Source organism: Flavonifractor sp. An82, from assembly GCF_002159265.1.
GTDB lineage: Bacteria > Bacillota > Clostridia > Oscillospirales > Oscillospiraceae > Flavonifractor.
Genome location: NZ_NFHG01000001.1, coordinates 256346 through 267889 on the forward strand (window position 1 = coordinate 256346; position 11544 = coordinate 267889).

The following is an 11544-nucleotide window of genomic DNA, read 5'->3' on the forward strand; positions in this document are numbered from 1 at the left end:
GCCTCTGGACTTTCCCTAAATCATACTATCTATGCATAAAAAAGTAAATTTGTTAAGTGCCAGTTATGACAGGATGGACAGTCCGGTGGCGTGTGCATAGTATGAGGTGGGATTCTATCCCAGAAGGAGGTAACACACATGGGTGTTACAAATTCCAACAAATTGATCAATACCGACCGCATCCCCTGCGGCGGTACTCTGCGTGTCACTTTGGCGCTTACCGCTGCGCCGGACATTATTTCCAATCCCACGGATATCGTTTTGATCCTGGACCGCTCGGGCAGCATGATCGGCGCCCCTCTGGCAGCCATGAAGCTGGGGGCCAAGACCTTTATCGACATTATCGACGAGGCCACCGACAGCAGCAAAGACGGTCAGATCGGCTCGGGCAGCCGGATCGGAGTGGTCAGCTTTTCCAATACCGCTGTGGCAGACACTCAGCTGATCACCTCTGTGGACACGCTGAAAGCCGCTGTAGACAGCCTGTCCGCCGGAGGCAGCACCAACCATGCCGATGCATTTTCCAAGGGAATGCAGCTGTTTGACCCGGCCTCTTCCAACGCCAAGGTTATGATCATGTTTACCGACGGCAATACCACCACCGGTGCGCCACCCGCTCCTGTGGCCGCAGCGGCCAGAGCACAGGGGATCATCATTTACTGTATCGGGCTGATCGGGTCCGACGGACTGGACATCAACGCACTGAACAACTGGGCCACCGACCCGGATGCCTCTCATGTGGCGGTGACACCCGATGCCGCCGACCTGGAGGCCCTCTTTGCGGAGCTGGCCGCCAACATTTCCAAGCCGGGCGCCACCGATATTGTCATCAATGAGGTGGTCAACTCCAACTTTATCATTACCAGTATTTTGTCGCCCACCAAGGGCTCCGCCACCATGCTGGACGCCCACTCCCTGCGGTGGAACATCCCGCAGCTGGGGGTGACCGCCAGCGAAAGCGCCACGCTGGACTTTTTCATCCGTCATATCGGCCAACAGCCTGGAACCGAGCTGGTCAATCAGTCCATCACATATTCCGATCAAGAGGGAAACGTGGTCTTGTTCCCTGAGCCTGCCGTATCGGTGGAATGTGATATCGTAGTCTACCCGGAGCAGTGTCCCGAGCCGGTAGAGTTGGCGGTGACGGGCTGCCGGGACTCTGTTGTGGTGGACCTGGGCGACGTCTCTCTGGAGTCTCAGGGGCGGATCATTCAGATGGATGTGACCATCAGAAATGTCTGCCCCGGGAAACGGGTGGCCTTGGCGGCCATCCTGACAGAGGTGGATCGGGACGGCATGGAGTACCAGCGGGGCATGAAGGCCATGACCATCCCGGCCCATAATTTCCCGGTGTGTCGGGATGTGCTGGTCAAGTGCATCAAATTTGTGGTGCCCGAGGATCTGAGCGTGTCCGGCGGGGCCATGTGTACCCCCCGTAAATTCAAGGCCCGCTTTCTGGCCAACAACATCGATACCGACTACCGCTGCTGCGAGTCTGAGATCACGCTTTGACAAGCACACCACCGCCCTGCCGGGCGGTGGTACATATCATAGCCCCTGCCCGGTCCGCATAGCTTACCGAAAAGGAGGTTTGACGATGAATGAGATTGACCGCGAGATCGGGCTTGTCCTGTTGAAACGACTGTGGCAGAGGGATTTGATCGACCAGGAGCTCTATCGATCCGCCAGCCGTTCCCGGTTCTTTGACAGAAAACATTTTGCCAGCGATGAGGAGGTCCGGCGGTATGACCACCCTTAGGGAGCTGCGGGAACAGCTGCGGATGGGCAGGTCCATCTACGACCTTTCCCTGAGGGTTACTTACTACGCCCGTGTATCCACGGAGAAAGTGGAGCAGCAGGGAAGCCTGGAGAATCAGGTTCAGTACTACACAGAATTCATACAGAAAAACCCCAACTGGACCTTCGTGCAGGGGTATGTGGACGAGGGCATCTCAGGGGCCAGCACCTACAAGCGGGAGAGCTTTTTGCGGATGATCGACGACGCCCACCGGGGCCTCTTTGACTTTATCATCACCAAAGAGATCTCCCGCTTTTCCAGAAGTACCCTGGACAGCATTCAGTATACCCAGGAGCTGCTGGACGCCAATGTGGGCGTCCTCTTTCAAAACGACAACATCAACACCCTGGACACAGACAGCGAGTTTCGCCTGGTGGTGATGGCGGGGGTGGCCCAGGACGAGGTGCGGAAGCTGTCTGAGCGCCTGAAATTTGGGTTCCGGCAGTCCATCAAGAAGGGCCGTGTGTTGGGCAACAACCGCCTGTGGGGGTACGATAAGAAGGACTGTAAACTGACCATCATCCCGGAGCAGGCCGAGGCGGTGCGGCTCATATTTGAGCTTTACGCCACCGGGAAGTATGGGATCCGCAGGATTGCCCGGGAGTTGACCCGGCGGGGGCACACCAGCCTGCTGGGCAATGAATTCAACCAGCTGACCATCAAACATATCCTGACCAACCCCAAGTACAAGGGCTGGTACTGCGGCAACAAGACCCAGTCCCTGGACTACCGCACCAAGAAAAAGGCCTTTTTGGAGGAGCATGAGTGGGTTATGTACCCCGATCCCAACATCCCGGCCATTGTCTCAGAAGAATTGTGGAACCGGGCCAACGCCATCTTTCAGCAGCGGAGCCGTGAGGTGCGGACGAAAGCCACCAGCTACCACAACCGATATCCATACAGCGGGAAAATCATCTGCGGCAGGCACGGCACCAGCTTTCACCGCCAGTCCTACAAGACGTTGGAGGGGGAGACGGAATTCTGGCGCTGCAAAACCTACCGGCAGCAGGGGAGGGGCGGGTGCAGTCTCCCGGCAATTCGCACCCATGAAGTGGACCTGGTCCTGGCCGACCTCTTTCAGAAGGTGGTGACAGAGAAAAAGCAGATCATCCGGCTGGTGCTGGACAGCATTGGGGAGACGACCTGCGGGGCGGATTACGCTGGGCAGATTGGGCGGATCGAGGTACAGATCAGCCAGATCGAGGAGAAAAAAGATAAGCTGCTGGAGCTGAGCATGGCGGATGCCATTACCCTCCAGGAGTTCAAAGAGCGCAATGGACGCCTCAACCGCCAGATCTCCGCGCTGGAGGAGCAGCGGATGGCGCTGAGACAGCGGGAGCAGATGCACAAGAGAGCAGAGGTGGACCAAAAAGTTCTGGAAAAAGCCCTGTGGGAGGAACTGAACTTTACCAACGGGGTCCGCTCCGAAGTGGTGGCAGCCATCCTGGATCACATTGTGGTACTGGAGCAAAGCAGCGACAAGCAAATCTATTTAGAGATCTATCTGCGGCTGGGGCAGCAGGCTTCAGCCCATTTTCAGCGGGGCGGATTGGTCCTTTGCAATAGTCCTTTAAAAAATACTATACCCCCAACGGAGACCAGGACGACCTGATCTCCATCGGCACCATAGGACTGATCAAGGGGATCAGTACCTTTAAACCGGACAAAAAGGTAAGGCTTGCTACCTACGCCTCCAGGTGCATCGAAAACGAAATCCTGATGCATTTCAGGGCACAGCGCAAGACTCAGGGGGAGGTCTCTCTGTCCGACGCCATCGACGGCGACGGAGACGGCAATGCCCTTTCCCTCATGGATACCATCAGTGTGGATGACAATATGCTGGAGGAACTGGACGCCAAGGATGCCTGTGTACGGGTGCGCCGGTGCGTCAAACAGTGTCTGGACCCAAGGGAGGCCATGATCATCACCCTGCGGTACGGACTCAACGAGTGCCAGCCCCTGACCCAGCGGGAGGTGGCGTCCCGGTGCGGCATCAGCCGGTCCTATGTATCCCGCCGCCGCTAATGTAAGCGAAGCCCGGAAAGCCTTGTGGGACAAGAGCTCCGGGCTTCAAGTGCAACTGGGGATAGCACTGCGGTTATTGTAAGTAGTGGGAATTTTGGGAAGATAAGCGGCTGTTCATCCCAATTAACTAGATGATGGGTAGTTTATTTTGCAACAGGATTTATAAATTATATCCGATCAATAAATCCAAGGTTAGAGTAATCAGAGTGAAATAATTCATCTATTAAATTTTTTGTATTGTATTTAATTTTTCGTGTATCAAACCAACGCTTGTCAATAATAAAATAGTCGCTTTTAGGAAGCCGGCTATTTTCCACCATTAAATTATTCCCATATTTCTCTATATGTTTAGGTAAATAAGCATTAAGCAATTCAACTTCTTTTCCCGAACCAGTTAAGTTGTAATATGGGATAAATTGCTTAATCACAGTTAGTTTTTCGTACTTTTGGGCGCTAATAAATATACTAGAAAAATTTTCTTGAAAAATTTCCGTGTAAACTTTTTCTGCAATGACTCTAAGATAAGTAATTGTGCTAATATCTACTTTTTCACTTTCTGATTCTGAAATCAAAATAGCACGTAGTCGTACGCTGCCATCGCACATTATTTCAATAAAATTATGTATACCAGAGTTTAGTAATGTAGTTTTGTTATCTCCTGAAGAAGCAGATGCAATGCCAACACTGATTAAAATTGAATAGCCTAATCGAGATATACTAAAACCTGCAGTATGGGATTTCAAGATTTCTGTAACTGGAGTGAAGTCATATGTGTAAAATGTATTCTGAAGTTTTGTTGTTTTAGATAGTGTGGTGCTAAACCCTAGATCTAAATAGCCACAGAGATTATTGGGGCATGATGAATCAATTCTTATCGGCTCTATTTCAATCTTATCTTTTATACACTTCAGTTGGTCACTTCTTTTGCTATATAGTTGTGAAAGTTTAGCAGAATCGTTGATGGGAAAAGAACCTGAAGATACACGCTCAAAAATTTGCCCTTTATTCGTTATGTAAGGCGGCATGGTTCCTTCATTTATTTTTATTACGAAGATAGTAATGGCTCCAGATCTCAGCCTTTTTACATCAAAATTCGGAATAGGAGTTATAGAGTCGTGTATTGTGGTATGTATTCTTTGCTCTGTCCACTGTTTACAACCTTCAATAGTTTTGTCATCAGTTATTCCTAATAATATATAACCACCATATGTATTTGCAAAAGCTGACACTTCTTTTACTAACTTTGCTGGGGATTCTTTATCGGATTTAAATTCAAAGAAAAATGTTTCATCATCAGTACCAGCTAGCAATTTTTCAATATCTGAAAACCGAAGTTTTTCCCATTGCTTATTATTAATATTAATCAAAATACTACCCCCGATTTTGTAGCATTACTTTGTGTCTGACATCAGTTATTATGGTAGAACACGTATTTGTTACAGCAACTTATATTGCCAATGTCCATCAAGGTGAACCTTTACAAGTTTTCTTTCAAGCACCAAACCAGCAAGAATTCTATTCGCCGTTGCTGCCGAAACCCCACACAGTTCCCGCACATCGGCATTCATAATATAGTCGTGGGTCTTCAAATACTCCTGAATCTTGTTCCAGCGGAGTGTGGCTTTATCCAATTTCTCATCGCTCATTGCATCACTCGTATTGATGGCATCCATGAGCGATGCTTTGATGGCGGAGAGCATGAACTTGATAAATACCCGCATTATTGGAGACGTTGATGACGTCATAATACTCCTGCTAGCGGTCATGGATGATGTACTCCACCGGGAGCCAGGCAAAGGCAGGATTCCATTTGGAAAGTAGCAGCGTATGCCACAAGCGGCCCACACAGCCATTTCCATCAGCAAAAGGGTGGATTACTTCCAGCTCGTACCGAAATGCGTAGCTGCAAATATTTGGATTTATTTTATCATATACTGCTCATCTTTTCAATGAATACGAAACTTAATGCGATAGATATGGCGTGATATGTCAGCCTGCTATCCTCTGGATATTGTCTTCAGTTCTGTACACAGCCAATCGTATATTAGCAAGGAATATATTCTTTACGCCATATTTCTCGTTGACATTATGTTTGATATGACATATTATAAGTTTGGAGGGATGTAGCATGAGCGATTTTCAAAAATTACTGGATCAGGCACTTGAGAAAGTAAATTTGACGCCTGTTGACGACACTCCCGAGATGGAAGAATATGATATCGACGCCGAAGTGCGCGACTTGGTAATCTCTGCCCGCAGCGCGGCCAATCTGACGCAGAAGCAGTTGGCGCAGCGTTCGGGTGTATCCCAGGCGAACATCAGCAAAATTGAAAATGGGAACTATCAGCCCAGCTTGTCCACATTAAAGCGAATCGCGGGCGCGTTGGGAAAACGGTTGGTGGTCAGTTTTGAAGACCCGGAGGTGTAACTGTGGCGATCCATATTGAAAATTTGAAGATCGAACAATTCCGCGGGATTCGGCAGTTATCTGTTCCGAACCTGAACCATATCAATCTGATTGTCGGCGACAACAACTGCGGCAAGACCAGCTTTTTGGAAGCCCTTCTTCTGCTGCGCGATCCCGGAGATTTTACCAATACCTTGCGCATTGCGCGTATGCGGGACAGCCTGGCCATGTACGGCGGAATTTCCGCCTATGAAAGTCTGCTTACCCTGTTTCCACACAGCAGCAATGAGGAGGAAACCGCCCGTATGCTGTCCCTGCAGGCTCGCTGCAGAGGAGAGGACGTCCTCTATTCGCTGGAGGGCAACGTGAAAACCATTATGTTGGACTTGGAGGAGCAAAACCGGATTCCCCGCTATTCGATGCGGAATTTCCGTAAGTTCAAGGATTCCATTCCCTCAGAATGTCAGGCGTTTCAGGGAAACTTGCTGGTTCGCACAGGCAACAACCAGGAGACAACTGAGATAAGATTCCATGAATATTCCACCGTATCTGGGCGGGACATTACCAACCGCCATCTTCTGAACATGGTCTATCTGGCGCCGTTCGATCATCTGCGGGGCGGGAATTTTTCCCGTATCTTAACAAATGATCCCTATAAGGAGCTCTGCGTACAGATCTTACAGCTTTTTGATCCCGGCATTACAGACTTGCTGATGCTGAAAAACGAAAATACCAACCGCCCCATCGAATGTGTCAAGCACAAGGAACTGGGGATAATGCCTCTGTCCAACTACGGCGACGGCATCAAGAAGGTTTTGTCTATCGCCAGCGGGCTCGCAAGAGCTGTGAATGGTGTACTGCTGATCGATGAGGTGGAGACAGCCATCCACTCACGCTATTTTGAAGATATTTTCCGTTTCATTGCCTCAGCATGCCGCAAATTCGATGTGCAGGTCTTTATCACCTCTCACAGCATCGAAGCGATTGACGGGTTCCTATCCATTGTGGATTATGAGAAGACGACCGAACAGGAGGACCCTATCAGCGTTGTGACGCTCAAAAAAGATTGGAGTTCTTCCCTCAGCTATGCCCGGGTCCTGTCCGGCTGCCACGTTCACCAGAACCGGGAGCAGTTTGGCTTCGAGGTGCGCCTATGAACAAATTGATTCTGTGTGAAGGCAAGACCGACGCCATTTTGCTCAGTTATTATTTGGGATGCGTTCGGCAATGGACTCCCTGCAAGCGTGGGCCAAAAAACTTCCAAATCTCTGTGGATGAAAAATCTGGTGAATCGGCTTATTGGTATCAGCGGGGAGAGGATCGCCTGCTGATTTGCGGTGTGGGCGGGAAGGATAAGTTCGGCGGATTTTTTGCAGATAAGATACGGGCGGCGATCCTTGACGCCCAAGTGTTTTCCAAAGTCGCTCTGGTCACCGACCGGGATGATCGGCAAGAGGAGGATATTACGGCAGAAGTGTGCCGGATTTTTGCTCCGGCCATCACGCAGGCCAAACAAAATCACTGGGTCGAGAATACTTATCAGGATGGTTTCGGACAGAAACAAACGCTGTCGTTTTTGCTGCTGATTATCCCGACCAACCAGCAGGGCGCTTTGGAGTCGCTGCTGCTGGAGGCGATCTCGGAAGACCCATATGACCGCGAGATCGTTACGCGCAGTACAGCGTTTGTGGAAGAAATCGGGCCTTACGCGGAACGCTATATTGGACAAGCCCGCTTGAAACTGAAAGCCCGTCTGGGGGTCACCTGGGCAATCCAATCACCGGGGAAGGAGTTCCATTTTATTGATGAACAGATCCGGGCCGTTCGATGGGAACGCTCAGATGTTCTGGCAAAATGTTTTTCGCAACTGGTTTTCATTTGACAGTGACAAAGAGGGGCACTGCAGAACAACATCTGCAGTGTCCCTTACCACATTTTTAGATCTTGCCGGCCTTCCAATAGGAGGAGGCTTGTCCACCCGGATAGACTATGATTGAAATGAAAACAGCATACCAATGTGAATAACCTCACCTGTTCAGTTTTCCACTACAATGCAATTTACAAAGCCGCTGACAGCGGTGCAGGCATCTAAAGCAATGATGCCTGTGCCGTAAAAGGGGCGGAAATTGGCATCTGGGCCGAATTGAGAACCGGCATGGTCGATTGTAGAATGACCAAAAGAGGTGTGCCAATGGCCACAGATGATGGTTTTGTCATCCTCATAGGCATATCGAAAGGCAGCCATGCCGTTGATCCAGCGGGCTTTTTCCCAAAGATCCGCAGAGGCATTGCGCCAGTCACCAATACTACTATAGCCGTTGCGCTCCTGAATGCAGGGGATCCAGCCGTGGACAAATATGTGGTGTTCTGTTTCAAAATAGTCCAGCATGGCAGGAATGATTTTTTGATAGAACACGGTATTCCGGGCTGCTTCAGCGAAGTCATCGTGCAAAGTAGGGGCGAGGTGGGGATCGAAATCGGTGAGTTGAAGAGCGGTATCGTAAGTGCCATTGTCGACATGGTGGCGATATGGCAGACCTGTATCGATCGTGACAAGTTCTTCAAACAGATCTTCGTGGTTGCCGCGAACCAGAATGACCTTATCTTGATCCAATAGCGCAGAGAGAAAAGCCTGCAGTTTCAGCGCTTCCTTACCGCGGTCAAACAGGTCTCCCAGAATGACCAGTTTGTGCGGTGCAGAGTCGGCGAAGAAGCCGGCCTTGGTTAAAGCAGTGATCAGCGGCGTATAAAATCCGTGGATGTCAGCGGTCACATAATAACGCATCAACAAGCCTCCTTTACGATTGAAACGTAGGCAAGTCAATTTACGGGCGAAATCGCTCCATTGCCATATGTTGTATGCGAATTGGGTATGGTGATACCTCTGTGCTCGGGCGGCCCTGCTCCGTTACCATCCGGATGGATCCAGCCTTGAACGCCTCATCGCACCGCGGCGGTGCCACCCCTTTTTTACGTTTTATCTCCATGGTCTTTGTCCCATTTCCTTTCCATTATAACGAATGTTTTTCTGTTCATCAATTCGGGAAAGGGGATATTCTACTTTTTTCCATACCTGACAGGTTCTGTCGTGGGAAGATCCCTGCCACTCCTTTACAATTTTAGACGGGGCATATCCCCGCAATAATAAAAGGAGGAAGCAATCATGAAACAGAAAAAAGAATCTGCGCAAACGGGTGGGCGGTAAATACCCTAATAATGCGGACTATTTGACAATTATCACACTTTTCCGGTTGACTATTTGATGGAAGATGATATGCTGATACTATCAAACGGTCCAGGAGTGGTGCGGCAATGAAGCGATATGCAATCAGCCGCCTGCAAGAGTGGAAAGAGGATCCGAACCGCCTGCCTATGATCATCCGCGGTGCGCGGCAGGTGGGAAAGACCTGGCTCATGCAGGAGTTTGGCCGAACCGCATTTGAGCGGTGTGCCTATATCAATTTTGACTGTAATGAGCGGATGCAGAACCTGTTTTCTGGCGACTTTGATGTGGACCGCATCCTGCGGGGCCTCGCCATCGAGAGCGGGGTGGAGATTGATCCGGAGAATACGCTGATTGTTCTGGACGAGATCCAAGAGGTGCCGGCTGCGCTGCAGAGCCTGAAATATTTCTGTGAGGACAACCGGCACAGTTATTATATTCTGGCTGCGGAGTCGCTGCTGGGAATAGCCATGCACGAAGGTACATCGTTCCCTGTGGGAAAGGTGGACAGCATGGATCTGTACCCGCTTTCCTTTACCGAGTTCCTGTCCGCTACAGGCAATGACCAACTGCTCGAACTCCTGGAGCAGCGGGACTTCGGAATGGTTACCGCATTCCGGGATAAATACATCGACTTGCTCAGAACGTACTACTTTGTGGGTGGGATGCCGGCGGCTGTAAATGCTTACCTGCCCAAGCAGAGTCTTACTGCCGTACGCCGTGTGCAGAAGCGTCTGATCTCAGACTACGAGCAGGATTTTTCCAAATATGCCCCGACGGCCGTCATTCCCCGCATCCGTATAGTGTGGGATAGCATCCCCTCTCAGTTGACCAAGGAGAATAAGAAATTCATTTACAGTGTCTTGCGGGAAGGGGCGCGGGCCAAGGACTTTGAACTGGCCATTCAGTGGCTGATCGACTGCGGATTGTGCTGCAAGGTCGGCCGTGTGACCAAAGGGGCCGTTCCCCTGAAGGCGTATCAGGACATCCCGGCCTTCAAGTTGTATCTGGTGGATGTAGGTCTACTGGCGGCTATGATGGATCTGGACGCCAAGATACTACTGAAGGGCAATGCCATCTTCACGGAGTTCAAAGGTGCGCTTACGGAGCAGTATGTCTGCCAGCAACTCATTTCCGACTTGGGTGCCACGCCCTATTACTGGTCGGCGGAAAATTCATCCGGGGAGGTAGACTTCGTTCTCCAGCACAGCGGGAATGTGATCCCGCTGGAGGTTAAGGCGGAGGAGAATCTGCAGGCCAAGAACTTGAAATACTTTGTTTCCAACAACGAACTGCCTTTTGGTGTCCGCACCTCTATGTCCGACTACCGCAAGCAGGATAAACTTATCAATCTGCCTCTCTATGCGCTCTCCCAGTTCTGGGAGATTTGCGACGCATTTCACTGAAATAGTCCGCTCTCACTTGATCTGAATTTATCTCATTCTGGGAATGCCCGAGAGGTGATGCGCACGATGGAAAATGAAAATATACTGCGTGTCTAAGGGGCGCTCCAGGAAAAGGGGTATCATGCAGTCAGCCAGATTGTCGGCTAGCAGTATATCGGACAGGACCGCCTGAAGTTGAAAACTCGCCTGGGTGTTACCTGGGCCATCCAGTCGCCTGGGAAAGAGTTCCGCTTCATGGATGAGCAGATTTGTTCTGTGCAATAGGAACGTTCAGAGATTCTCGCAAAATGCTTTTCTCAACTGGTTTTAATCTAACAGTCACAAAATAGGGACGCTGCGGGTTGCTATTCTGCAGCGTCCCTTGTCGGCTTCCGTTCTATAATCTCGTAGTGTAGCAGGACCCAAATAGGAAAGGGTATGTTTTCGCTTCATTTGAATGATTCAACATCGTGATCACGCCCGCTGCAAATGCTGCTGATTACTTCATATACCATCCGTGATGTCAGACTGTTCCCCACGATGAAGCCACTGGATTAAAGACCCGTTGCGGCGCAAGGGTTTGCGGGTTTTTCGCGAGCCTGAAAGAGCGGTTTTACACCAGTTTTACACCAGTTGGATTCAGCAGTAACACGTTTTTACACCTGATTTTACACCAGTTTTTAGAGAGCCTCCTAAAAGAGAAAGT

Annotated in this window: 11 protein-coding genes; 8 read left to right on the forward strand and 3 right to left on the reverse strand. The window is 50.1% G+C overall.

What is annotated here, in order from left to right:
• Positions 1-138: 138 nt before the first annotated feature.
• The 4 genes from B5G34_RS01550 (at position 139) to B5G34_RS01560 (ending at position 3823) form a co-directional block, all read left to right on the forward strand.
• Positions 139-1512: a VWA domain-containing protein gene (locus tag B5G34_RS01550; RefSeq protein ID WP_087333685.1), complete on the forward strand. Its 1374-nt coding sequence runs from the start codon at positions 139-141 to the stop codon at positions 1510-1512.
• An 85-nt stretch (positions 1513-1597) separates the two neighbouring features.
• Positions 1598-1759, forward strand: a complete 162-nt coding sequence (locus tag B5G34_RS18640; RefSeq protein ID WP_162609401.1) for a hypothetical protein — start codon at positions 1598-1600, stop codon at positions 1757-1759.
• Positions 1746-3410 (forward strand): recombinase family protein, encoded by a 1665-nt coding sequence (locus B5G34_RS01555; protein ID WP_087333686.1) that lies wholly within the window; start codon positions 1746-1748, stop codon positions 3408-3410. The genes B5G34_RS18640 and B5G34_RS01555 overlap by 14 nt, the downstream gene beginning before the upstream one ends.
• Positions 3411-3430: 20 nt before the next feature.
• Complete coding sequence (locus B5G34_RS01560) at positions 3431-3823, forward strand: sigma-70 family RNA polymerase sigma factor (protein WP_242956797.1); 393 nt, start codon at positions 3431-3433, stop codon at positions 3821-3823.
• A gap of 167 nt (positions 3824-3990) precedes the next feature.
• Here B5G34_RS01560 and B5G34_RS01565 read toward each other — a convergent pair whose 3' ends face one another.
• Together B5G34_RS01565 and B5G34_RS01570 are read right to left on the reverse strand one after the other, a co-directional pair.
• Positions 3991-5190: an ATP-binding protein gene (locus B5G34_RS01565; RefSeq protein WP_162609402.1), complete on the reverse strand. Its 1200-nt coding sequence runs from the start codon at positions 5188-5190 to the stop codon at positions 3991-3993.
• A gap of 69 nt (positions 5191-5259) precedes the next feature.
• A complete protein-coding gene (locus B5G34_RS01570; RefSeq protein WP_242956746.1) occupies positions 5260-5568 on the reverse strand; it encodes a hypothetical protein in 309 nt (102 codons plus the stop codon).
• Between the two features lie 383 nt (positions 5569-5951).
• Between B5G34_RS01570 and B5G34_RS01575 the strand changes: the two genes are divergently transcribed.
• Genes B5G34_RS01575 through B5G34_RS01585 form a run of 3 tightly spaced genes read left to right on the forward strand, consistent with a single transcriptional unit; the run spans position 5952 to position 8112 of the window.
• Entirely contained in the window at positions 5952-6251 is a 300-nt protein-coding gene (locus B5G34_RS01575) for a helix-turn-helix transcriptional regulator (protein ID WP_087333689.1), read from the forward strand.
• A gap of 2 nt (positions 6252-6253) precedes the next feature.
• Positions 6254-7387 (forward strand): ATP-binding protein, encoded by a 1134-nt coding sequence (locus B5G34_RS01580; RefSeq protein ID WP_087333690.1) that lies wholly within the window; start codon positions 6254-6256, stop codon positions 7385-7387.
• Positions 7384-8112 carry a DUF3226 domain-containing protein gene (locus tag B5G34_RS01585; protein ID WP_087333691.1) on the forward strand — a complete coding sequence of 243 codons (729 nt, stop codon included), beginning with the start codon at positions 7384-7386 and terminating at the stop codon, positions 8110-8112. The genes B5G34_RS01580 and B5G34_RS01585 overlap by 4 nt, the downstream gene beginning before the upstream one ends.
• A 153-nt stretch (positions 8113-8265) precedes the next feature.
• Here the strand turns inward: B5G34_RS01585 and B5G34_RS01590 are convergent, their stop codons facing one another.
• Positions 8266-9015: a metallophosphoesterase gene (locus tag B5G34_RS01590; RefSeq protein WP_087333692.1), complete on the reverse strand. Its 750-nt coding sequence runs from the start codon at positions 9013-9015 to the stop codon at positions 8266-8268.
• A 527-nt stretch (positions 9016-9542) separates the two neighbouring features.
• On the opposite strand from B5G34_RS01590, the gene B5G34_RS01595 reads away from it, so the two are divergent.
• Positions 9543-10859 carry an ATP-binding protein gene (locus B5G34_RS01595; RefSeq protein ID WP_087333693.1) on the forward strand — a complete coding sequence of 439 codons (1317 nt, stop codon included), beginning with the start codon at positions 9543-9545 and terminating at the stop codon, positions 10857-10859.
• Positions 10860-11544: the final 685 nt, after the last annotated feature.

What these genes read in the sequence shown, in the direction of transcription:
- B5G34_RS01550 (WP_087333685.1), top strand. Translation starts at nt 139, where the DNA reads ATGGGTGTTACAAATTCCAACAAATTGATCAATACCGACCGCATCCCC.
- B5G34_RS18640 (WP_162609401.1), top strand. Translation starts at nt 1,598, where the DNA reads ATGAATGAGATTGACCGCGAGATCGGGCTTGTCCTGTTGAAACGACTG.
- B5G34_RS01555 (WP_087333686.1), top strand. Translation starts at nt 1,746, where the DNA reads ATGACCACCCTTAGGGAGCTGCGGGAACAGCTGCGGATGGGCAGGTCC.
- B5G34_RS01570 (WP_242956746.1), bottom strand. Translation starts at nt 5,568, where the DNA reads ATGACGTCATCAACGTCTCCAATAATGCGGGTATTTATCAAGTTCATG.
- B5G34_RS01575 (WP_087333689.1), top strand. Translation starts at nt 5,952, where the DNA reads ATGAGCGATTTTCAAAAATTACTGGATCAGGCACTTGAGAAAGTAAAT.
- B5G34_RS01585 (WP_087333691.1), top strand. Translation starts at nt 7,384, where the DNA reads ATGAACAAATTGATTCTGTGTGAAGGCAAGACCGACGCCATTTTGCTC.
- B5G34_RS01590 (WP_087333692.1), bottom strand. Translation starts at nt 9,015, where the DNA reads ATGCGTTATTATGTGACCGCTGACATCCACGGATTTTATACGCCGCTG.
- B5G34_RS01595 (WP_087333693.1), top strand. Translation starts at nt 9,543, where the DNA reads ATGAAGCGATATGCAATCAGCCGCCTGCAAGAGTGGAAAGAGGATCCG.